The sequence below is a fragment of the Ruegeria sp. AD5 genome (genome assembly GCF_056542345.1).
In genome coordinates this window covers 1,505,905-1,529,496 of sequence record NZ_JBQFZR010000001.1, presented here as the reverse complement: position 1 = coordinate 1,529,496, position 23,592 = coordinate 1,505,905, and the positions used below count along the sequence as shown (strand labels likewise).

Here is a 23,592-nt window from a genome sequence, read left to right as displayed (position 1 = left end):
TAACCTGTTAGATGGCGTGACGCTGGTCATGGCTCCAACAGGTTGCGACAATGAAATATACCCGTTCTGACTTTCCCAATGGCTTTCTGTTTGGTGCGGCTTCCCCTGCAGAACCGGCAACTGGGCTAGACATGCACCGCTTTACAGTTCGTTGGCAGCACATCATGCCAGACGGTCGCATTCCTGATGCAAGCGCATTGGATCAGTGCGAGCAGCGGATTGATCAGCTTTTGGCACACAGCATTCGGCCATGCATCGTGCTGGATCACAACGATATCCCCCCAGCGCTGGAGGATATCGGCGGGTGGCGCAATCGAGTAATGGCCGACTATTTTGCAGCGTTTTCTGAGGTAATCGTCGCTCGGATGGGTGATCGGATATTCAACATCTCTACCTTGAACCCGTCCGTCGGAATCGAACGCGACCCTCGCACCAATGCCCGCAGCCTGCACCATCAATTGCTTGCACAGGGCGCGGCGCGTCAGGAAATGCGGAGCTATGGGATGGCCAATCTGGGTGTAGAGGTCGATCCGCTCATCCTTGATACGATAACCAACGGGCAATACCCGCAGTCTTTGCTGGATCGATTGGCCCGCCACTTTCCCGAAAATTGGCGGGATGATTTTTCCATCATCGCCGAGCCGATTGATTGGTGCAGCGTAGTCGTGAAAGAGGGCGCTGACATAGACATACTCATGCGCACAACACATGAGCAATCGCTGCCTTCATTCGTGACCGTAGCCGCCGATGCGGGTCATGACTTGGTGCATTCGCTGGCGCGCGTGCATGACGCGCTTGAATCCGACACCTTGGTACACGGCATTTTCGTTCAGTCCGGGACCGACGTCGAGGCGTTGCAGACAATCCAAACAAGTGACGCCCAGCCGGCCCCATGGGTTAGACCCAAGGGAGGGTTACACGCACATTGGAATCTGGTGGCCGATATCGGCGGCACCAATACAAGATTGGGCGTCGTAACCGAGGGGGCGCTGACCGATCTTCGCAAACACCCCACCGGCTCCGTAAGCGACCTGCAAGACGCATTACACAGTTTATGCGACGAGGTCGGGACTCAGCCGCGCGCTGTGGTCGCGGCCGGGGCGGGGCCGGTTCAGGACGGCACCATTCGCCTGACCAATGCCAATCTTGATCTTTCCGAAGACGCTCTGGCCCGAGCGACCGGCGCGCACCATACCTATGTCATCAATGATTTCACTGCTGCCGCATGGTCAGTCGCCGAGATTACCGAGAATGATGTTGAGGTATTGCAGGGCTCAGCCGCTCCACCATTGGGGACACGGCTAGTTGTTGGGCCGGGAACCGGGCTGGGCGTGGGCGCCCTGCTCTACTCTGAAGGACATTTTCACACCGTTTCCGGCGAGGGCGGCCATGTTGGATTGTCCCCGCGCCATCTTGACGAGGTCGAAGTTTTCAGCGCAGCGCGCCAGATCATACCCGAGTGCTTTTTTGACGATACGCTCACCATCGAGGCCGAGATGTTCCTGAGCGGAACCGGGCTGCCGGTCCTCTATCAGGCGATCGGGATGGCCGAGGGTCTGCCCGAGGGTGTGGTACGTTCGGCAAAAGACATTCTGCAGGATGCGCAGGACGGCTCGGATACCTGCGCTGTCAAAGCGGCGCGAATGTTTACCGAGCATCTGGGCGCCATAATGGGCGATCTTGCTGTTGCTCTTATCCCCTCCGGAGGTGTGTTTCTGGTTGGCGGGGTGGCCGAAAAGAACCGCTGGCTGTTTGGTCAGGATTATCTGCGTGCCTTCAACGCGGGTGGGCGGTTCGATGAATTGCGGCAATCGATGAACCTGTATGTGTCAGAACAGGATGAGTTTGGCATTGTTGGCGCTAACAATTTCTGTAAGAATGCCTTGGCACGGTAATTTGGCCGCGCATTTTCAAGCAGGCCGAGGGATAGCAGAATGATCCTGTGCTGTGGAGAAGCTCTGATCGATATGATTGCCGAACCAACGGTTTCTGGCGGCAAAGGGTTTGTCCCACATTCCGGTGGTGCAATCTTCAACACCGCGATTGCACTGGGTCGTCTGGGCATACAAACGGGGCTGCTGTCAGGGCTATCTACCGACATGTTCGGAGAGCAGTTGATCGCCGCCTTGCAGATCAGCCATGTCGCGACCTCGCACGTTATCCGCTCGGACCGTCCTACGACACTTGCATTCGTGCAGTTGCGGGATGGGCACGCCACATACAGTTTTGTCGATGAGAATACGGCGGGCCGGATGCTGCGGCCTGAAGACATACCGGATCAACTGCCGGGCGTTTCCGCACTGTATTTCGGAGGGATCAGCCTGGCTTGCGAACCATGCGCTGATGCGTACGCGGCCGCACTTGATCGTCATGGCGCGGATCACGCAGTGATGTTGGATCCCAATATTCGACCCAGCTTTATCAAGGATCAGACGCGATACCGGACCCGCTTGAACCGTATGATCGCAAAGACTGACATCATTAAAGTTTCCGATGAAGACCTTGATTGGATTATACCGGGCCCCGAAAGCCATGCCGAGAAAATTCCCCTGCTGCTTCGTGCAGGACCAGCGATTGCAATCGTGACCAAAGGGGGGGATGGCGCGACAGGCTATCTTTCAGATGGAACGGACGTCTCCGTGCCCGTCCAGAAGGTTAAGGTCGTGGATACAGTTGGTGCTGGCGATACGTTCAACGCAGGTGTGCTGGCCGCGCTGAGCCAAACCGGTCATCTAAACAAGCCCGCCTTGCGCACTTTGCCCGCAAGTAGTCTTCGCGACGCGCTTGAATACGGTGCAAAGGTCGCTGCCGTCACCGTATCCCGAGCGGGGGCAAACCCGCCTTGGGCACAGGAGCTCTGAAGGTATACATACCGATGCCGTGTTCAAGCTAGAAAAGCAGCAAGGTCCAACGCCGCCTTCTAACCTGCAGCTAAATCAAAAAGCCCCCGAGATTACTCGGGGGCCGCTTTGTTACCACAGTATCGGGAACGACCGATCAGCTGCGGCCTTTCCATGGCACCAGCCAGTTCTCCGCCTTGCGCATCAGGATATCGATTCCATATCCGATCACCCCGATCAGGACGATCCCCATAATGACAATGTCGGTCAGCTGGAATTTGGATGCGGCGATGATCATCATGCCGGCGCCCTTTTGTGCGGCAACCAGTTCAGCCGCAACAACAGTTCCCCAACAGACACCCATGGCCACACGTGCACCGGTGAAAATCTCGGGCAGCGAGTTGGGCACGATCACATGGCGCATGATCTGCCATTTCGACGCCCCCAGAGAATACGCTGCGTGGATTTTCGATATGTTCACACCGGACACACCAGCCCGCGCGGCGATGGTCATGATCCAAAGGGCCGCAAGGAACAGCAGAACGATCTTGCCGGTCTCCCAGATGCCGAACCAGATGATCACCAGTGGGATCAGCGCAAGTGGCGGCACCGGTCGCATGAACTCGACAATCGGATCGAACCAGCCGCGGAACCAACCGGATAGGCCCATTGCATAACCCAGCGGAATCCCCACAAGCGCACCTGCGATAAACCCAGCAATCACGCGCAACAGCGACCAACCCAGATGCTCCCAAAGCGAGAAGTTCTGGTAGCCTTCATTCGCAATCTCAAAGAACCGGGCCACAACGGTTTCAGGGGCTGGAAGCCAGATGGGGTTCATCTGCAAGCCCTGTTTGGGGGTGAAACTGATCGCCCCTTTCCCGGTCAGTGTTACGGTACCATCGCCTGTATCAACCTTTTGGCCTTCACCTATAGGTGTGCCGTTGATCGCGACGATCTTTGCACCCTCATTACGTTTGGCATCATCGTTCTTGTCGAACAGGATCGTCGATGAGCGGCCCGCAGCAGCAGCAACCGCATCGTCTTTGGCAAATCCGCTGCCGGGCTCGACCTCGAATTTCTCTGCTTCCTCACCGAAGGCTGGAACGCGAACAAAAATCGTGGCTTCATCCGTGCTGCCATCCGCGTTTTCGAGCGTATAGGTGAATTGCGTATCACCTACAAATGGGCCCGGCACATGGATCGGAAACAACTTCGAGCCGGTGAAAGCCGCCCAGATTACAAAGATCACGAGAACCGAGATTATCGATGCAGCCCTATCCGCTCGTACGGCACTTTCGTCGCCGAAAGTCACAGTTTTCAAGCTTGTGAAATCCTGACGCGATTGCAAACCGCGGCGTAACGCGTAGACGATAAAAAACGCGCCACCGAACAGGCCGATGTAGAAGAGAAGTACAATCATGATGCCTGCTCCGTCCGACCCATAATTTCTTCTTCCATCTCCCAGATCATCGAGAGGATCTCATCGCGCTTTTCCGCAAAACCTTCGGATTTCTTCACATCACGCAGATCGGCATTCACACCGCGTTCAGCAAAAGGCAGATTATATTCGCGGTGAATGCGCCCCGGTCTAGGGGCCATGACAATCAGACGCTCACCCAGCAACAAGGCCTCTTCGACCGAGTGGGTGATCAGGATGATCGTCTTGCCCGTTTCTTTCCAAAGCTTCAGGACAAGGCCCTGCATTTTCTCACGGGTCAGCGCATCCAAAGCACCCAGCGGTTCGTCCATCAGGATGACGTCCGGCTCGTTTGCCAGGCACCGCGCCAACGCAACACGCTGCTGCATCCCGCCCGATAGTTCATAAACCGCCTTGTCCTTGAAATCCTGAAGCCCGACGACCTCAAGCAGATGGTCGGAAATCTGGTCACGCTCGGCTTTGGGCATGCCTTTCATACGCGGGCCAAACTCGACATTTTCCCGCACGTTCATCCATTCGAACAACGCGCCCTTCTGAAACACCATCCCGCGTTCAGCATCAGGGCCTTTGACCAGATGGCCGTTCAGTTCAATCTTGCCAGATGTCGGCGCCAGAAATCCTGCAACGATGTTCAGCAACGTCGTTTTACCACAGCCCGACGGGCCAAGGACAGACATCAGCTCACCCTCTTTAAGGCTGAGTGAAACATCTTGTAGGGCCTGTACTGAGGAGCCGTTGGGTAAGTCAAAGCGCATGGACAATTCTACGATGTCCAGTTCAGGCATCCTGCCTCCTTCCTGTTTTCATAGCTGTCGACCGGCCCGAAACCGGGGCCGGTCGCATGAAATGTCCTGCGTGATTAGTTATTCGCAGCTGTCAGCGGGCCTGCATTAACGGCACCATCATACGAATCCAGAGCGGATTCGATGCTGCCTGCCGACACGAACACGTTTGCAACACCCTGCATGAAGTCTTGCGCGCCACCGCCCAGCCACTTCTCGGACAGCTGGTCTTCAACTGACGGGAAGGTGAAAGTCGCGATTGTGGCTTCAGCGTCTGCAGGATCCATACCAGCATCCTTGGCAATCACCGGCAGCATTTCATCTTTGCTGTCGCCTGCGTTCCACTTGGCGTTGGCATCTGCGGTAACCTTAAGGAACTTCGACAGAAGCTCGGGCTCTTCTTCGATGAAGCTTGCCGGAGCGCTAGTGACGTCGAACACCAGGATACCGATCTCTTCTTTTTCAGCACCGGTCAGCAGGATGTTGCCATGCTCGGTCATGCGACGAAGCGCGCCACCCCAGCCGCAAACCATGTCGAGGTTGCCCTGCGCAAATGCCGCGGCGCCATCGGCCGGAGCCATGTCAACAATTTCCATTGAACCGATGTCGACACCAAAGTGAGACATTTGCGACAGGAAACCGTAATGCGCAGCTGTGCCGATCGGAACACCGACCTTCTTGCCGTTCAATTCACCCGCATTGCCCTTGTCGATTTCAAGCGCTTCGGCAACAACGCAGTTGTCGTTGTCTGAATAGCTGACCGCCACATCGACGATCTGGATGTCCTGACCGGCCGAAGTGGTTACCACAAACGGTGGTACCCCTTGGCTGACCGCGATCTGTACATCACCCGAGGCCATCGCAGCTGACATGGCGGTACCGGTGTCGAAAGACACCCAGTTGATCTTGACGCCCAGTTCTTCTTCGTAGGTTCCGTTTGCTTTCGCATACTGGAACGGCATCGGCCATTCGAGGAAATATGCAACCGTCAGTTCATCAAGCGCGGCGGCTTGTGAAGCGGTAACGGCCGCAATCCCGGCATATGCTGTTGTGAGCAGATATTTCTTGATCATTTTGACTATTTTCTCCCTGCTGGTTCCACTTGTCGGCTCTTGAAACGTCCGAACTCTGGAACAGTAGAAAAACCATAGTCCTTACGCGTTGAATTAGTAAATCAAAATACTGGTTGCGTAAAAAGCGAAACTTTGTTTCGCTTTTGACTGATAGTTCGCTGGTTTGGGAGCACCCGATGACAAAGAAAGCACTCAGTCTCAGGTGGCTGGAGGTCTTCCAACTTATTTCCAAGTTGGGTTCAATCCAAAAGGTGTCAGCTGAAACCGGTTTGTCAATCAGTACGGTCTCCAATCACTTGCGCAGTCTTGAAAAGGCGCTGGATGTGGATTTGGTGGACCACAGCCGCAGACCCATGGGTCTGACACCCGCAGGCACGGTGTTCTCACGACATGTGCATGACGGCCTGATCGCCTTGAAACGGGGCGAGGCCGAGCTTCGCTCGGGCAGTTGGCAACATGCAACAGATTTGCGTCTGGGCCTGATTGACGATTTTGACAGCCGGGTCGCGCCAGAACTCTTCCGTCATCTCTCTGCAAGCCTGCCGCGGTGCAATTTTCGCCACTTTACCCGCCCCAGCCATGAGATTCTTGACAAACTGCAGTCTCAAAAGCTGGATGCAGGCGTTGCGACCCGACCTCCTGAGCACTTTGAGGGGTTAATCGAATTCCCGCTACTTCGAGATCCGTTTATCGTCATTCTTCCGCCTGCATATGACGGACCGGTCGAGGAACTGACCAAATCAGACAGTCCGCTTCCGCTTTTACGATATTCGCGTGATCACACCATAGGCAGACTCATCGAAATTCAGCTAACCCGCAGCAAGATTAACCTACCCAACCGGTTCGAACTTGAATGTAATCAGTCAATTATCGGACTTGTCGCCGGGGGCAGTGGTTGGACGATCACGACTGCCGCCAGCTACTATCGCGCACGGCGATTCCACAAAGATACACGCGCATTACCTTTCCCGGGCAAAAGCTTTGCGCGTACCGTATCGTTGTTCACGACCAATATCTATCCGTCGACAACCACACGACTGATCCACAACACACTGCAAAACCTGATCCGTCGTCATGTGACCGAGCCTATGAATTCGCGGTTTCCGTGGTTGAATGACGACTTTCGAACCATTCCCGCACCCCCCGAATGAGCAACCAGGTAATCTGAGCGCAATATCGAAGTTATTTTCCGGCTTTTTCGAAACCGGGTACAGTGCGCTTGACCGACGCGCCCCATCCGCTGTGATTAGGCCTGACCTTGCGGCTTGACTACAGGCGGCATTCTAAACCCAGAAACCTACCCAGCGGCCCATGTTGGCAAGACCTACCGGTCTTGAACCATGTGCTGGGCCCAGATCAGGACAGCTTGATGCATCTTTCCCGTTTTCCCCGTGTTTTTCTTGCCCATCTGCCAACACCGCTTGAACGGATGGATCGTATGTCCGAGGCTCTGGGAATCGATCTGTGGATCAAGCGAGACGACTGCACCGGCATGTCGACGGGTGGCAACAAGACCCGCAAACTGGAGTTTCTGTTCGGCGAAGCGCTCGAACAAGGCGCAGACATGGTGATGACACAAGGGGCAACGCAATCGAACCATGCGCGTCAAACCGCTGCATTCGCTGCCCGGCTGGGTTTGAAATGTCATATCCTACTGGAAGACCGCACCAGCTATAACAACGCCAACTACAACAACAACGGCAACGTTCTGCTGGATCATCTGCATGGCGCAACCACCGAGAAGTTTCCCGGCGGCCACGACATGCCCGCCGAGATGGAGCGTTCGGCCGCGAAGAAGCGTGAAGAAGGTCACAACGTCTATGTCATTCCGGGCGGAGGTTCGAACCCGACCGGAGCGCTCGGCTATGTGAACTGCGCGCTAGAGCTTGTGAGCCAGGCCAATAACTCCGGTCTCAAAATCGATCGCGTGGTGCATGCGACGGGCTCCTCGGGCACGCAAGCCGGGCTGGTCACCGGGCTTTGTGCCATGAATACGGGCATTCCGGTTCTTGGCATTGGCACCCGCGCACCGCAGCCCAAGCAAGAGCAGATGGTCTATAATCTAGCCTGCAACACGGCTGAGAAATTGGGTTGCCCAGACGTGGTGCGGCGCGAGGATGTGATGGCCAATACCGACTATGTAGGCGACGGCTACGGCTTGCCGACCGAAAGCGGCATTGAGGCGATCCGCATGTTTGCCGAACTGGAAGGCATTCTGCTCGACCCGGTCTATTCCGCCAAAGGGGCCGCCGGTCTGATCGATCTGGCGCGCAAAGGCTCGTTCAAGGATGAGCGTGTGGTGTTCTTGCATACCGGAGGCTCGGTTGGCCTGTTCGGTTATGATTTCGCCTTCGATCACACCGACCGCTGGGTCAATCTGTAAATCACGGTGATAAGTTCCAGCAAGCAGGTCTTCGCATGAAACCCCGCGTCACCGGCATATTGGGCGGAATGGGCCCCGAGGCGACAATTCTGTTGCAGCAGCGCGTGTTATCCACGGTACAGGCGGCGGATGATGCCGATCACCTGCCACTACTGATTGACATGAACCCACAGGTGCCTTCCCGCATCGCGCACCTGATCGAGGGCAACGGGTCTGATCCCGGGCCGGTTCTGGCCGATATGGCGAGAGGATTGGAGCAATCAGGGGCAACCGCGCTTGCGATGCCGTGTAACACCGCACACCACTATGCGGCGCAGATAGAGGACGCCGTCTCGATCCCCTTTCTGAACATGGTAGACCTGTCCGTGGATCAAGCGGCGCAGCTCCTGCCTTCTGGCAGCCAGGTCGGAATTCTTTCCTCCCCAGCGCTGCGAAAGGTCGGAATTTTTGACGCCCCCCTGAACCGCGCCGGATTTACCGCAATCTGGCCCGAGGATGAAGATAGGATGCTCAGCACGATCCGCCACATCAAATCTGAAGGGCCAACCGGCGCTGCACTCAGCACACTTTCCGACGCTGCTAACGCCCTTTCGGGCCGGGGTGCCGCGCTTTTGTTTGTGGCCTGCTCCGAATTCTCTCTGCTCACCCGCGACTTGCCCAAAAGCGTTCCGATCATCGACACCGTCGATATTCTGGCGGGCGCTATCCACTCCCACTCTCTGACGTGTTGAGGTTTCCCATGGCCGTCTCTTATCTGAAAACCGCCCTGCCCCGCCCCGATGCAGAAAATTCGGATATCCGCGATATCGTCGCAATCATGCTCTCCAATATCGAGCGCGAAGGCGAAGAGGCCGTTCGGCGCTATGCCGGAACGCTCGATGGCTGGACGGGAGAGTTCGTGTTGACTGATGAAGCGCGCAAAGCCGCATGTGACCGCGTGCCTGAACCGGTCAAAGACGACATCCGCTTTGCCCATGCCAATATCCGTCGATTCGCCGAAGCACAGATGACCACGGTGAGCGAATGCGAGATCGAGGTGATGCCCGGCCTGATTGCAGGTCAGAAACAGATCCCGATCTCGAGCGCTGGATGCTACGTTCCTGGTGGTCGGTATAGCCATATCGCAAGTGCGTTGATGACGATTACCACGGCAAAGGTGGCTGGGGTGTCCCACATCACGGCGGTCTCGCCACCGCGTCCCGGTGCGGGCATCCCTGATGCAATAGTTTATGCGATGGACCTTAGCGGTGCAGATCTGATCCTGAATCTGGGCGGAGTTCAGGGGATTGCTGCGATGGCCCATGGCTTTTTTGGTGCGCGGCCAGCTGATATTCTTGTCGGTCCGGGAAACTCCTATGTCGCCGAGGCGAAACGGATGCTGTTTGGTAAGGTTGGCATCGACATGTTTGCAGGTCCAACCGATACCTTGGTCATTGCCGATCACACAGCATCGATCGAGACCGTCGCCTGGGATCTGGTGAGCCAAGCCGAGCACGGCGTCGATAGCCCTGTCTGGCTGGTCAGCACTGATAAAGCTCTGGCCCAGGGCGTTATCGCACGCGCCGATGCCCTGATCGAAAGTCTTCCCGAGCCAAACGCTAGTGCAGCGCGCACGGCATGGCGCGACCGGGCCGAGATCATTCTTTGCGACAGCCGCGACGAGGCTGCCAGGGTCGCCAACAACTACGCGCCCGAACATCTGCAGGTGATCGCCGAGGACCTGGATTGGTGGCTGGACCAACTGACCACCTATGGATCGCTGTTTCTGGGTGCCGAAACAACAGTGCCCTTCGGCGACAAGACGTCCGGGCCAAATCATGTTTTGCCAACAAGCGGAGCGGCCCGATATACCGGCGGTCTGTCAGTGCATAAATTCACCAAAACGGTGACTTGGCAGCGCTGCACAGCGCAAGCCTCGCACGAGCTTGCTGAACGCACTGCCAGGATCAGTCGGATGGAAGGCATGGAAGGCCACGCACGCGCGGCAGAGATGCGATTGTCTAAAGTGTGCTAAATCTGGCCCAAGGATCCTGTTGATTGGTCAGATTCACCGCATCACGAACGGATCGGGGATCGGATCGTCGCTTGTGCGCAACCAGACCGATTTGACCCGCGTGTAATCAAGCGCCGCCTGTAGGCCCCCTTCGCGCCCGTGGCCCGACAGTCCATGACCTCCGAATGGAGCAATCGGGCTGACAGCGCGATATGTGTTAACCCAGACAATGCCAGCCCGAATTCTGCGGATCATTCGATGTGCGCGGGTCAAGTCTTTGGTAAAGACACCCGACGCCAGCCCAAACGCGGTGTTGTTGGCTATTTGTATCGCTTCCGCTTCGGTCCCGAAACTGACGACCGAGAGGATCGGACCAAAGGCTTCGCGCGTCAGACAGGGCGCATCAGGCGCGTCCGTACAATCAATGATTGTCGGTGGAAAATAGTGCCCCTCACGGTCCAAAGGTTGCCCACCCGCTATCACGGTAGCCCCTGCCGAGACGGATTCAGCAACCAGATCTGCAGCAGTCACAAGCTGAGCCTGAGTGCACAGCGGGCCAACCTCGGTCTTTAGGTCATCGGGCGCCCCGATCACGATCTCACCCGCTTTTTCGATGAGCCGGGCCAGAAACTCATCTTTGATCTTGTCAGAGATTACCAATCGCGATCCCGCCACGCAGCTTTGCCCAGTAGCAGCAAAGATCCCCGAAACCTGCGCGTTCACAGCACTTTCGATATCGGCATCTTCGAACACGATGAACGGGGATTTTCCGCCCAGTTCCAACGAAGTCGAAGCGAGGTTTTCAGCCGAGTTGCGCACGATATCGCGCGCGGTTTCCGGGCCGCCTGTAAAGGCAACATGATCGACATCCGGGTGACTGGTCAGAACGGCGCCGCATTCCGGCCCGAAGCCGGTGATGACGTTCAGAACTCCGGGCGGGAAGCCTGCCTGATCGAAAATACGCGCGAATTCCAGCATCGGGGCCGGACCATCTTCGGATGCTTTCAGAACGATTGTGCAACCGGCGGCAAGCGCCGGGCCAATCTTGACCGCAGACAGAAACAGTTGCGAATTCCACGGCACTATGGCGGCCACCACACCAACTGGTTCGCGGCGCAGCCAAACCTCCATGTCGGGCTTGTCGATCGGCAGGTGCGCCCCTTCGATTTTGTCCGCCAATCCGGCATAGTAACGGTAGTAGTCCGCGACATAGGCGATCTGAGCAGAGGTTTCGCGAATGATCTTGCCGGTATCGCGCGTTTCAAGCTCGGCTAAGGTCTGAGCATTTTCGGCGACCAGATCGGCCAGCCGGTACAACAGTTTACCACGCGCCGTTGCTGTCATGGTCGCCCATTCGGGGGCATTCAGCGCTGAACACGCAGCCTCAACCGCGGCGTTCACATCATGTGTTCTGGCCTCAGGCATTTTCGCCCAAACGGTGCCCGTCGCGGGATCAAGGCTGTCGAAATGCGCGGTCCCATCCGAAAACGTGCCGCCGATATAGTGCTGAAACTGCCGCATTTTCTCTCCTTAGGCGAAGGCGGGCATGACGTCCGCAATGAACCGCTCAAGCGAGGCTTTCTTGCGCTCAAAGCTCATCCCACTGTCGATCCAGAAAGAATACTCATCATATCCAAGATCGCTATAGCCCTTGATACGTTCGATTGCTTTGTCGGGCGTGGCGATCACATTGTCCCGGATCATCGCCTCGGGCGAATAGAAGGGATGGTTAGCGATGTCGTCATCGCTCAGCGTCTGGATCAGACCCTGCGACACAGGGCGTTCGTTTTTGAACCACGCGCCGAAATAGCAATAAAAGCGATTGATCTCTTCCGCCGCGCGACGGGCATCCGCCTCGTCCGAGGCGATGTAGGTGTGGTTCAACAGCATGATTTCGGGGCGCGGGACGTCATGAAATTTGGCGCAAGCGGCATTGAACGTATCCATCAGCCGGGTAATCTCTTCGTCGCCCTGCCACAAAGGGGTGACCTGCACGTGACAACCGTTCGATACCGCAAACTCATGACTATTGGGATCGCGCGCGGCAACCCAAATCGGTGGACCGTTTTGTTGCAGAGGCTTGGGTGAAGATGTGGTTGCCGGGAAAGAATGAAACTCTCCGTCCAGCGCATGATCGCCCTCCCAAAGACCCCGCACTGCCGGGACAAGCTCGCGCATACGCTGGCCTGCCTCCCAGGCGTCCAGCCCCGGCACCATTCGCTCGTATTCATAGCTGTAGGCGCCACGCGCGATGCCCAGATCCAAACGGCCATTCGTGATCATGTCCGTCATTGCGGCCTCTCCGGCCAGCCGGATCGGATGCCAGAACGGAGCGATAACGGTTCCGGTTCCCAGACGCACATTGTTGGTCTGGCGTGCCAGATCGACAATATTCAGGAACGGGTTCGGCGAGATGGTGAAATCCATCCCGTGATGTTCGCCGGTCCAGACCGCATGCATACCACCCGCATCAGCGATCTTGGCCAGTTCTATGAAGTTTTCATACAGCTCCTGCTGGTCCTGATCAGAAGAGGTGCGTTCCATATGAACGAAAAGCGAAAACCGCATGTCAGTGACCTCCTCGTGTAATCGGGCGTACCTCGCCGCTGTTCTTGTTTCCGTAGTAAATGCCAAAATCTCCCAGCCGGGATTCCTCGGACAATCGTTCCAGCATGGTTCGGGTCGCCGTGTCGGTTACAGTGCCAAAGGATACGACATCCAGCGGGACGAAATTACCTTTCTTCGGCTCACCATCTGCGGCCTGACACAGAAACGCGATGTGTTGACGCTTTTTCTCTGCATCCTCGTAAACAGAATAAACAAAGCCCGGCTCTGCGGTCAGCCCGGTTGCCTCAATCAGTTGTTCCAATGCCGCTGAAACACCCTCTGACCCAACCACTGCGTCGGGCGGTGCAAGCGCGCCGTCACCGGCATCGATCAACAGAACCTCACCTGCGCGTTCGATCAAGGCTGAGACGATCAGGCCGGTGTCCTGCATCAAGGCACCAGCAGCTGTTGATGGTGTTACATAGGCCCCTCTGACATATCCGAGACCGGGTGCCGGAGTATTGTCGAAGGCTTTGACCTCGCCGATCAGGATCACATGATCCCCCGCTTCGACGGTTTTGTGCATAGAGCAGTCAAACCAGGCCGACGACCCATCGATCAACGGCGATCCCGCAGGTCCACGCCGCCACTCGACGCTGGCAAACCGGTCTTCGACGGGCCGGGCAAAGGTATTGGATATCTCGATCTGTGTCTCTGACAGGATATTGACGGCAAACCCGTCTGCGGCAATCAATGCGTCATAGTTCTTTGAACTGTTGGCGAGACAAACCAGCACAAGCGGCGGGTCTAGTGAGACGGATGTGAACGAGTTCGCGGTAAACCCGATCGGGCTACCTTGGGTATCATGCGACGTAACCACGGTGACGCCCGTCATGAACGCTCCAAATGCATTTCGCAGCGTGCGGGGATCGATCGAGGTCATTGCGCAATCCTTTCTTCGGCCGGCTGGCCGAGCCATTCAACCAGATGCGCTGTTACTTCATCGGGTGCTGTCAAGTTCACCATATGTCGGTGGCCTTGGATCACAACGGCCCGACCGTTTTGAACTGCTGCGGCCATAGCTTGTGACATAGCCGGGGTTGAGTTCGAGTCTCCGTCGCCGGTGAGCGCCAGAAACGGGCACGAAATCAGATTCATCTTGCTGGCGTAAGTGGCATCGCCCCGCGCAAAAGCGGAATAGGCGATGGCGTAGCCTCGTTGATCCACAGACCCAAGCCACGACGCCACCTGCGCACGGGCAGCCAGATCACCCGGACTGTCACCAAACCAGCGCGACAACGGCGTTTCCAGATCAACTCGACCCGCGCTGATGTCAGCGGCCCGTTGGATGACTGCGGCGCGGGCTGAGGCATCGCGACAGAAGACGCCGTTCAACATAGCAACACGGCTAGTGATATCTGGGTACTCTGCCGCAAAGCCGGCAGCAATCAGTGCCCCCATTGAATGACCGATGATTGCGACCGGAGCCAGATCCAATGCGTCGACAACATCATGCATCCAGCCGACAAAATCCGGCAATTGGCTTCCAGATAGCAGACGGTCACTGCCTCCATGCCCCGGCAGATCAACCGCAATTACACGGCAATGCTGGCTCAGCGTGTCAAACTGAGGGCCCCAGGCCGCAGATTGCATGCCTACGCCATGGATCATAAAGACCGGTTGCCCTTCGCCCGCCTCTCTGAACGCGACTGATCGGCCCGAGTTAGACAGCTGCAGGGTTGTCAACGTCATGACCAAGTTCCTCGATGTCCTGATAGCGATCCCCGATCCGGTGGTGCGGCCGCCCTCCAATCGATGCACCCAGTGCAATCAGAATCTCATCTGCCGCAGGTGCATCTGCGACCGAAGTCTGGATCGTAAGGTAGTGAGAGCGACGACCCCCATCATGTTTGTCCATCAAGGGGATCAGCAGCGGCGCATTGGCAGGGCCGCGCGTATTGCAGAAGGAAAGGTAGGATTTCGCGCCGACTGCTTTGCGATAATGATTGCCAAAATGCAGCGTGTGGATCAGGGCCGACGCATGCTCGACCTCTCCGTTCAAGCCCACAATCGCGGATTTTCCATAGGCTTCGACCCGGTCGCCGCCACCTGAAGCATCCAAAATCATTTTGGTCAGCAACTCCCCCAATCCGGGGGCGCAATCGCGGATCGCGGGGCCAAGATCTTCGACAAAACCCTGACCAGCCCAAGGGTTCCGAATGACAGCTATTGCGGCAATTAGCTTCAGCGGAGTGTCCGCCAACTTACCACCCTCGATCAGAGTGTCTTCGACATGCAGAAGCGTTTTTCGAATTTCGGCGGACATGGTGATTCCTTTGGCAAGCCTTTGGTCGAGAATATGGTATACCATAATACGATATGTCAATCATACTTGTTCCGGATCCGTACCACAGATATGAAAGCGTCGATGATGAACACCGACTCCACCCTACAAAAGATCGAAAAAGCACCGCAAACCTTGCGGGATATCGTGCAAGCGCGCCTGCGCGAAGCGATCATCGCCGGGCATTTTGCCCCCGGTGAGCGGCTTGTTGAACGCCCGCTTTGCGATCAGCTTGGTGTCAGCCGCACCGTCATCCGCGAGACGATCCGGTTTCTGGAAGCCGAAGGTTTGGTTGAGATTATCCCCAACCGCGGGCCAATCGTCTCGACCCTCAGCTGGGACCAAGCGCGGCAAATCTATGACATCCGCTTACAGCTAGAAGGCTCAGCCGCCGCCGCCTGTGCACAAGCGCATGAGACAGGTTTCGCAAACGATCTGGGCAAGGCATTGAAAGCAGTGGGCGCGGCGCAGAATGACACCGAATGGTCAAATCTGCTACAGGCCACAACTCGCTTCTATGAACTGATTTTTCTACAGGCTGGGCACAGCATCGCCTGGGATGTCGTGCAACGTCTGAACGGCCGGATCAGCCGCCTGCGGGCCTTGACCCTCGCAGCGCGGAATCGAGAGCGTTCTGGGATGAGCCACATGACTGCCATCCATGATGCCATCCTCAGTGGTGATCCTGCCAAAGCCCGAAAAGCAGTCGAAAGCCATATCGCGGATGCTGCACAGACCGCGCGCGGCTTTTTGGAAAGCTCTGAAACCTGAGTGCTCGGCAATTGAGCCAGAATTCCAAGATTCTGATATCAAAGCTCTCATTATCTGCGTAGATTTGCCGGGAATGCCCTGATCTCACGAAAGCACCGGAATGCCGCGTCAGTCTACTCCGAAAGACCTCAGCCTCAAATGGCTGGAACTGTTTCAGATATGCGCGCAAAAGGGCTCGCTACAGGCGGCCTCAAAGGAAACAGGGCTGACGATAAGCACCGTTTCCCATCACCTGCGCAATCTCGAAGACCATCTGGGCATTGAGCTGTTCAACCACACCCGTAGACCCATGGTTCTGACCCCAAAGGGCCGGGTCTTCCTGCGCAATATCGAAGATGCGCTGCACCTGATCCGAAAGGCCAAGGCCGAAGCGTCTGCAGGAAGCATCACCGAGGCCAGCTATCTGCGTTTCGGCACGATCGAAGACTTCGACAGCGACATCATTCCAGAGCTGGCGGTCTATCTTTACGCGAATATGCCCGCCTGTGATTTCATGTACCACACGGATTCCAGCCACGCGATTATCGACATGCTGCGCGACAGGCAGTTGGATCTGGGGATTTCCACTACTCCTAGCGAACGAATGCGCGATCTGCAGGATCGCCCCCTTCTGCGCGATCCATTTGTGATCGTTTTGCCTGCGGTGAGTGACAAGTCTTTGCAAGACATTGTTGAGGGTCGAACCAAATTGCCGTTTCTACGATATTCCAGCAATCTGATCATCGCGCGCCAGATCGAGTCCCAATTACGCCGGATGGGGATTTCGTCCTCTCACAGGTTTGAATGCAGCAACAATCAGACGCTGATGTCGATGGTGTCCTCCGGTGCGGGTTGGACCATCACGACGCCGCTGCTGTATTCTCGGGCAAAGCGGTTCCAATCAAAGCTGTGCATGCACCCGTTTCCGGGCAAGAGCTTTGCACGCACACTGGCGCTGGTCGCGACGCCGGATTGTTCAAGATCAGTGATTGAGCTTGTGGATGCCAAAACCCGATCACTGATCAATGACCGCATCATTTCCCCACTGCGCGATGATATCCCGTGGCTGACGGATAGTTTCAAACTTATCGAATAGCACTGGATCAGCCTTCAAAGAATGTCGAAGCGATCTCGGATTTGCCGATCCTGTTCGTCTGACAGGTATCTTGGCGTATGGGTCTGCAAAATTTCTTGCGCCCGATGTCGCGCGCGGCTCCAGGCATCTTGCGCTCCGTTTTCTGCCCAGGTTCGCGGCTCGTCCCTGTCTGCAAGTGAGGGATAAAAGTAATCCCGTTCCATGGCCGCAAAAGTATGCTGACCACCCAGAAAATGGCCCTCGCCCAGAACTGCTTCGCAGATCGCGTCAAAGCCCAGATTCTCGTGTGTCACCTCTATGCCCCTCAAAGCGCGGTAGGTGTACGAGTGCATCTCATCATCCAGCACGAACGCCTCAAAACTTGCACCCAGCAACGAGGCCGTCATGCCCGAGCTTTCATAGATCAGATTACCACCTGCCAGCGCTGCCGCCATTGAGGTCAGTCCCTTTTCCATCCCGTATTGAGCGTCGATCGCCTTGGCATCAGACATCGAACAGGCCACACCTGAAGGCAGCCCAAGCCAATTTGATAATTGTGCTGATGCTGCATTCAGGACAGCCGTCTCTCCGCTGCCACCTGAGAACGCGCCGGTCCGAAGGTCAATCACCAGTGGCCAATTCGAAAAGACCATAGGAAACCCGGGCTGGATCGCGTGGACCATTACTAGACTCGCAAGAGTTTCTGCCAATGACTGCGCCAGAAAACCAGCCAAGGTCGCTGGTGCTGTCGCGCCGGCCTGAGCAGCGGTGATGCAAGAAATCGGAATATTGTGTTCGATGCAGGCGTAGACCACATCCACCGCGTCTTCGCCGTAGCGCATCGGCGAGATCACCGGGCTTATATGTGCTTTCATGAACGGGCGTTTTGCGAATTCACCGGGTCCCCCGGCTGCGATATCCAATATCTCAACAATTGGCGCAACGTGCTGCGCCAATGTAAAAGACGTCGCGGTGGGCTTGGAGGTATTCTTCAACAGCGCATAGACGGTGTTCACATCCAGATCGAAGGTTTCCTCCAGATCGGTTGCAACGCAACAGCGGGTGAACCAGCTGACATTTGGCAAGACATCCTGAAGACGCGTGAAATCATGCAAGTCCTGCAAGGTCGAAGGCCGATAGTGACCACTGCGCAGATCAAGCGTCTGAACCGCCGCCCCTCCGGTTCCGAAATAGACGCGATTACCGCCAACTTCGATGGATCGGGCTGGATCACGCCCGTGCAGAACGAAGGTCTTGGCGGCCTGATCAATCGCCTGTTCCACAAGTTGAGGCGAAAAAAGTATCCTCCCCTCCCCGCTATCTTGCGCCCCAACCGCCAACAAATCAGAACGCAAGCGATCCGGCACCTCGCCGATCCCCAGCTTCTCAAGAAGATCCAGAGCTGTGTTGTAAATCCGCTCAAGCTCAAACCCAGTCAAGGGTTTGTAAGCGCCTCCCGGTTGACCTGGCGGACAGGGGTCGAGCGCAGGCTTTTCAGCCCGCTGTGCGATACGTCCTTTTCGACCGGACCTTTTCGCCTGCTGCGCAGCCATTTGTGATCCTCCAACCGCATCAGGTTGATCAATTCAACTAAACGCCTAAAGCCAATTTCAACCGCATTCGAATTACTACGAGTTAATGAGCTTTTTTTTTCGATTTTTTACGTAACAATATCCAACCGCTTGTGAACCAACTGACAGAACAGGCTAATCCCCAAAAGACTACCTACCGGAGGGTCCTTGATGAAATCGCGCACTAAAGTGGTCGTTATTGGCGGCGGTATCGCCGGCTGCTCGACTCTGTATCACTTGACCCGTGAAGGTTGGACCGATGTGGTGCTGGTCGAGCGCGATGAGTTGACCAGCGGCACAACTTGGCATTCGGCCGCGCAGGTGACCAATTTTGGCATGAACCAGACCATGGTTGGTCTGAAGACCCACTCGATCAACCTGTACAAGGAACTGGCCGAGGATCCGGACTATCCTATCAACTACCACCACGGTGACGGCGGCATCCGGCTTGCAAATACGCCTGAGCAGATGCAGGGGTACCACCATTTTGCGTCTATGGCGCGCGGAATGGATGTGCATTTCGAGGTCATAGATGCAGAGGAATGCGCCCGCCGGCACCCGTTGATTTCCACCGACAACCTTTTAGGAGGGCTATGGGATCCGCTAGATGGCGACATCGATCCGGCTCAACTGTGCCAAGCTCTGGCACGCCGTGCGCGCAAAGCCGGGGCCGAGGTATATCGCAATACTCCGGTCACAGGACTGACACAGCACAAGGACGATACCTGGACGGTTTACACGGAACACGGCAATATTGACTGCGATATCGTAGTTAACGCTTGTGGTTATCGGGTAAACGAAGTGGGCGCGATGATGGGCGTGCACCACCCTGTCGCTTCGATGGAGCATCAGTATTTTCTGACAGAAGAAATCGCAGCGATCCGCGACGCGGGCCATCGGATGCCCCTGCTGCGCTGTCCCATCAGCGACTATTATTGTCGGCAGGAGAAGAACGGCTTGCTGGTCGGCTTCTACGAGCAGGATTGCAAAACCTGGGGCATGGACGGGATCGATCCGAATTTTGTGAACGCGCTGTGCCCTGACGATCTGGACCGCGTGACGGATGTGCTGGAAGGTGCCTTCGCACGCATGCCTGCACTGATGGATGTCGGCATTCATACAGTGGTGAATGGTCCGATCACCTACACAATTGACGGCGCACCTTTGGTCGGGCCAATCCCCGGAAAGCGCAATGCTTTCTGCATCATCGGTCTGCGCGCGGGTTTGGGCGAAGGGGGTGGCCATGGCTGGCTGCTGGCCCAACAGATCGTTCATGGCGAAGCCTGCTATGACACCTGGTGCCTTGATCCGCGTCGGTTTACCGGCCACACAAATGTGGAGCTGACCGCGCTGAAAGCCATCGAAGACTACCAGAATGAATTCCGCTTTCATTTCCCGCACGAACACCGGCCTGCCGGTCGCCCCGCCAAAACCACACCACTGACCCCGATCCTCGCAGCAGAAGGGGCTGAATTTACAGTGGTCAACGGTTGGGAGCGGGTCGACTACATCAAGCCTGCGCCTGATTTTCACCCAACGCTGAGTTTCAGTTTTGATGAGGCCTTTGACGTCGTCGCGGCGGAAATCAGAAACCTTCAGAAAAATGTCGGACTGGCCGAAGTGAACGGCTTCAACCGGCTGGAAATCACCGGAACCGATCGGCATCGGTTTCTAGATCGGATGATGTGCGGCGCGGTGACAAAACGCGACGGGCGGGTCGGCCTTGGTTATCTGCTGAACCACCACGGGATGGTCAAAGCCGAGGCCACCATCGCCAACCTTCCCGTGAGTGATCGCGGCCCGGCACGGGTCTGGTACGGGTCCGCCGCCGCCAGCGAATACCATGATATGGACTGGCTAAAGGCGCATCTGCATGATGGCGAAGATGTGCAAATCCGCTCACTCACCAATGATCAGACAATATTAGTGCTGGCCGGACCCAAATCGCGCGACGTGCTGTCCGCTTGTGCTCGAGGAGACTGGTCGCGAGAAGCTTTTCCCTGGCTGTCAGTTCGCGAGTGCTTTGTCGGGTTCGCGCCAGCAACTGTATTGAATATCAGCTTCTCAGGGGAACTGGCCTACGAGATACATGTCCCGAACGCCTCACTATACGCGGCCTATCTGGCGCTCAGAAAAGCTGGCGAGACACATGACTTGAAATTATTTGGTGCTCGCGCCGTCGAGTCCATGCGGATGGAGAAAGGGTTCTTGCACTGGAAAGCCGATCTGCTCACAGAGTTCGACCCGTTTGAGACCGATTTGGATCGGTTCGTGAAACTGACCAAAGGCGATTTCATTGGCCGAAACGCGTTGCAGAGACGCCTTGAGAACGGGCCTCAAAAGAAACTGGTAAGCCTGAAAATCGATGCAACCAAAGCACCGGCGCATGGTGGAGCCTCCCTGATGTTGGACGACATGGTTATTGGCACAATCACGTCAGGTGACTGGGGCCACAGAACAGGGCTAAACCTTGCTTACGGCTTTGTGAATCCGGAATTTTCCGAACCCGGCAGCCGAATGCAACTTGACCTGTGCGGAGAAATGATCGCGGCCGAGGTGATTGCGCCGTCCCCGTATGACCCGGACCTCTCACGCGTGCGAGGCTAATCCCAAAGTTACTCCCCGTTTCGATAGGCTGTTGGTGTCTGCCCGAATTGCATCCGGAACGCCCGCGTCATTGCGCTTGGGTTCTCATACCCGCAGCGGCTGGCGATCTCGGCCACGGACTGCTGGGTCTCGACCGCAAGTTTACGCGCCAAATTCAGACGCAGGCGACGATAGAGCGCCTGCGGTGTTACACCCAGCTCGGACAAAACCCGGGTCTCAATCTTCTTTTGAGAGCACCCGAGCTGACGAGCGATATCCTTTATCATTACTGGCGCATCCAACGTGCGCTGCATGACGCCCAGCACCCGATTCACCAGCCTGTCTTCGGATTTCATCTGTGGTGAAGCAGCACTTGGTTCACCACGGTTCATCAGAAGATGCGCCACCTCCATCGACAACAGCGGCCCGTGATCCGCGAGAATCAGCGCAGTCGCCAGATCATAAGCAGCCATCGCGCCCGAACAGGTGATCCGGTTCCGGTCGATCACAAAACGTTCCTGCACGACCTCGACATCGGTAAAAGTTTCTTCGAACCGGGAAAGTTCATCCCAGTGAATGGTCGCGCGATGCCCTTCCAACAGTCCCGCACGCGCGAGCAACCAACTCCCTGTGTCCAGACCAGCCAGTTTGCGATGACGGGTTGCGGCCCTGCGCAAAGCGCGATGAGTATCGGGAACCGAGTGTTCCAGATACCCATAAGACGGCATGACAACCAAAGCATCACCCGCCTCAATGCCCATCGCTCCATGAGGCGCGACCTGCAACCCGCTGGAGCTTTGGACTGGCGCACCATGGGGTGAATAAAACTGCCAGGCATAGAGATCCTGCCCCGCCAGTGTATTCGCCGCGCGCAGAGGCTCGACCATGTTGGCGAGGCAAAGGTTCGAGAACCCGTTGAACAGCAAAAAGTTATATATCTGGGTCAAATTTTTCTAACTCGGCATGATATCGTACGATTACTGCATGTCATCGTGTCAGGCAATTACGTTTCATTGCCAATCAGACATCAAGGGAACGCGTCATGCAATTTGGCTTAACCGAAGAACAGGAAATGATCGTCTCAACAGTGCGGAGCTTTGTTGAGAACGAGATTTACCCCTACGAAGCTGAGGTCGAACGCACCGGACAGGTGCCGCAAGAGCTGGGCGACGAAATCAAGCGGAAATGCATCGAACTGGGATTTTATGCCTGTAACTTCCCCGAAGAAGTTGGTGGCGCGGGTCTCTCGCATCTTGATTTCACTCTTGTCGAACGCGAGCTCGGCCGAGGTTCGATGGCATTGACCCATTTCTTCGGTCGTCCGCAGAATATCCTGATGGCCTGCAACGCCGACCAGCGTGATCGCTATTTGTTGCCTGCCGTGCGTGGCGAAAAGATGGATGCTCTGGCTATGACCGAACCTGACGCGGGTTCAGATGTTCGGGGCATGAAATGTCAGGCCGTTCGCGATGGCGGTGACTGGGTCGTCAACGGTTCGAAACACTTCATCTCGGGCGCGGAGCACGCGGATTTCTTCATCGTATTCATCGCAACAGGTGTGGATGAAACTCCCAAGGGCCCCAAAAAACGGATCACTACATTCCTCGTAGATCGTGGCACGCCGGGTTTTGAAGTGCGCGAGGGGTACAACTCAGTCAGCCACAAAGGCTATAAGAACTATATCCTGTATTTTGACAATTGCCGCCTGCCCGATGAACAGGTTCTGGGCGAGGTCGATGGCGGTTTCGCCGTGATGAACGAGTGGCTCTATGCAACGCGCCTGACGGTTGCTGCTTTTTCGGTCGGGCGCGCGCGGCGCTGTTTTGATTATGCGCTGAACTACGCGGCTGAGCGCAAGCAATTCGGCCAGCCAATCGGCAAGTTTCAGGGTGTTGGCTTTCAGATCGCCGACATGATCACCGAGATCGACGCTGCTGACTGGCTGACGCTCGCGGCTGCATGGCGTCTGGATCAGGACTTGCCCTCAAATCGCGAGATTGCCTCGGCCAAGCTTTATGCTTCGGAAATGCTGGCAAAGGTCACGGATACGACGCTGCAAATCTATGGTGGCATGGGTCTGATGGACGACTTCCCGATCGAACGGTTCTGGCGGGATGCGCGCGTAGAACGTATCTGGGATGGTACGAGTGAAATCCAGCGGCATATCATCAGTCGTGATCTGCTGCGGCCTCTGGGTGCCTGAGGCC

At 56.3% G+C, this 23,592-nt stretch carries 20 protein-coding genes; 10 read left to right on the top strand and 10 right to left on the bottom strand.

The genetic code is table 11. The annotated features are described in order from the left end of the window. Positions 1–50: 50 nt before the first annotated feature. Positions 51–1,895, top strand: a complete 1,845-nt coding sequence (locus ACR0JG_RS07360) for a family 1 glycosylhydrolase (RefSeq protein ID WP_480568621.1) — start codon at positions 51–53, stop codon at positions 1,893–1,895. A 39-nt stretch (positions 1,896–1,934) separates the two neighbouring features. Then, a complete protein-coding gene (locus tag ACR0JG_RS07355; protein ID WP_480568619.1) occupies positions 1,935–2,861 on the top strand; it encodes a carbohydrate kinase family protein in 927 nt (308 codons plus the stop codon). Between the two features lie 136 nt (positions 2,862–2,997). Here the strand turns inward: ACR0JG_RS07355 and ACR0JG_RS07350 are convergent, their stop codons facing one another. From ACR0JG_RS07350 to ACR0JG_RS07340, 3 genes are all read right to left on the bottom strand, one after another. After that, a complete protein-coding gene (locus ACR0JG_RS07350) occupies positions 2,998–4,263 on the bottom strand; it encodes an ABC transporter permease (protein WP_170394412.1) in 1,266 nt (421 codons plus the stop codon). Next, on the bottom strand, positions 4,260–5,066 hold the full coding sequence (locus tag ACR0JG_RS07345; RefSeq protein ID WP_170394409.1) for a taurine ABC transporter ATP-binding protein: 807 nt from the start codon (positions 5,064–5,066) through the stop codon (positions 4,260–4,262). The genes ACR0JG_RS07350 and ACR0JG_RS07345 overlap by 4 nt, the downstream gene beginning before the upstream one ends. Positions 5,067–5,140: 74 nt before the next feature. Next, entirely contained in the window at positions 5,141–6,136 is a 996-nt protein-coding gene (locus ACR0JG_RS07340) for a taurine ABC transporter substrate-binding protein (RefSeq protein ID WP_170394406.1), read from the bottom strand. A 176-nt stretch (positions 6,137–6,312) separates the two neighbouring features. On the opposite strand from ACR0JG_RS07340, the gene ACR0JG_RS07335 reads away from it, so the two are divergent. The 4 genes from ACR0JG_RS07335 (at position 6,313) to hisD (ending at position 10,533) form a co-directional block, all read left to right on the top strand. After that, a complete protein-coding gene (locus ACR0JG_RS07335; protein WP_170394403.1) occupies positions 6,313–7,287 on the top strand; it encodes a LysR family transcriptional regulator in 975 nt (324 codons plus the stop codon). 218 nt (positions 7,288–7,505) lie between these two features. Next, entirely contained in the window at positions 7,506–8,519 is a 1,014-nt protein-coding gene (gene cuyA, locus ACR0JG_RS07330; protein ID WP_480568616.1) for a D-cysteate sulfo-lyase, read from the top strand. Between the two features lie 35 nt (positions 8,520–8,554). Next, a complete protein-coding gene (gene cuyB, locus ACR0JG_RS07325) occupies positions 8,555–9,250 on the top strand; it encodes a cysteate racemase (RefSeq protein ID WP_480568613.1) in 696 nt (231 codons plus the stop codon). Positions 9,251–9,258: 8 nt separating this feature from the next. Continuing rightward, the gene (hisD, locus tag ACR0JG_RS07320) at positions 9,259–10,533 is read left to right on the top strand and encodes a histidinol dehydrogenase (protein WP_170818187.1); all 1,275 of its coding nucleotides are present in this window, start codon (positions 9,259–9,261) and stop codon (positions 10,531–10,533) included. A 33-nt stretch (positions 10,534–10,566) separates the two neighbouring features. On the opposite strand, the gene ACR0JG_RS07315 is transcribed toward hisD, so the two are convergent. The 5 genes from ACR0JG_RS07315 to ACR0JG_RS07295 are packed head-to-tail and all read right to left on the bottom strand — an operon-like array spanning position 10,567 to position 15,385. Then, entirely contained in the window at positions 10,567–12,033 is a 1,467-nt protein-coding gene (locus ACR0JG_RS07315; protein WP_480568609.1) for an aldehyde dehydrogenase, read from the bottom strand. A gap of 9 nt (positions 12,034–12,042) precedes the next feature. Continuing rightward, the gene (locus tag ACR0JG_RS07310; protein WP_480568606.1) at positions 12,043–13,080 is read right to left on the bottom strand and encodes an LLM class flavin-dependent oxidoreductase; all 1,038 of its coding nucleotides are present in this window, start codon (positions 13,078–13,080) and stop codon (positions 12,043–12,045) included. 1 nt (position 13,081) lies between these two features. Next, positions 13,082–14,002, bottom strand: coding sequence for a flavin reductase (locus ACR0JG_RS07305; protein WP_480568603.1), 921 nt, complete (start codon positions 14,000–14,002; stop codon positions 13,082–13,084). After that, positions 13,999–14,811: an alpha/beta fold hydrolase gene (locus ACR0JG_RS07300; RefSeq protein WP_480568600.1), complete on the bottom strand. Its 813-nt coding sequence runs from the start codon at positions 14,809–14,811 to the stop codon at positions 13,999–14,001. The genes ACR0JG_RS07305 and ACR0JG_RS07300 overlap by 4 nt, the downstream gene beginning before the upstream one ends. Then, the gene (locus ACR0JG_RS07295; RefSeq protein WP_170394379.1) at positions 14,783–15,385 is read right to left on the bottom strand and encodes an amino acid synthesis family protein; all 603 of its coding nucleotides are present in this window, start codon (positions 15,383–15,385) and stop codon (positions 14,783–14,785) included. The genes ACR0JG_RS07300 and ACR0JG_RS07295 overlap by 29 nt, the downstream gene beginning before the upstream one ends. 102 nt (positions 15,386–15,487) lie before the next feature. Here ACR0JG_RS07295 and ACR0JG_RS07290 point away from each other — a divergent pair, with 102 nt between their 5' ends. Both ACR0JG_RS07290 and ACR0JG_RS07285 read left to right on the top strand, forming a co-directional pair. Beyond that, positions 15,488–16,174: a GntR family transcriptional regulator gene (locus ACR0JG_RS07290; protein ID WP_170394376.1), complete on the top strand. Its 687-nt coding sequence runs from the start codon at positions 15,488–15,490 to the stop codon at positions 16,172–16,174. A gap of 100 nt (positions 16,175–16,274) precedes the next feature. Beyond that, a complete protein-coding gene (locus ACR0JG_RS07285; RefSeq protein WP_480568597.1) occupies positions 16,275–17,249 on the top strand; it encodes a LysR family transcriptional regulator in 975 nt (324 codons plus the stop codon). A 14-nt stretch (positions 17,250–17,263) separates the two neighbouring features. Here ACR0JG_RS07285 and ACR0JG_RS07280 read toward each other — a convergent pair whose 3' ends face one another. Beyond that, a complete protein-coding gene (locus ACR0JG_RS07280) occupies positions 17,264–18,781 on the bottom strand; it encodes a trimethylamine methyltransferase family protein (RefSeq protein WP_480568594.1) in 1,518 nt (505 codons plus the stop codon). A 189-nt stretch (positions 18,782–18,970) separates the two neighbouring features. On the opposite strand from ACR0JG_RS07280, the gene ACR0JG_RS07275 reads away from it, so the two are divergent. Further along, positions 18,971–21,406, top strand: a complete 2,436-nt coding sequence (locus tag ACR0JG_RS07275; RefSeq protein ID WP_480568591.1) for a GcvT family protein — start codon at positions 18,971–18,973, stop codon at positions 21,404–21,406. Positions 21,407–21,414: 8 nt separating this feature from the next. Here ACR0JG_RS07275 and ACR0JG_RS07270 read toward each other — a convergent pair whose 3' ends face one another. Further along, positions 21,415–22,332: a GlxA family transcriptional regulator gene (locus ACR0JG_RS07270; protein WP_480568588.1), complete on the bottom strand. Its 918-nt coding sequence runs from the start codon at positions 22,330–22,332 to the stop codon at positions 21,415–21,417. A gap of 95 nt (positions 22,333–22,427) precedes the next feature. On the opposite strand from ACR0JG_RS07270, the gene ACR0JG_RS07265 reads away from it, so the two are divergent. Then, entirely contained in the window at positions 22,428–23,588 is a 1,161-nt protein-coding gene (locus tag ACR0JG_RS07265) for an acyl-CoA dehydrogenase family protein (protein ID WP_480568585.1), read from the top strand. The last annotated feature ends 4 nt before the right edge of the window (positions 23,589–23,592 follow it).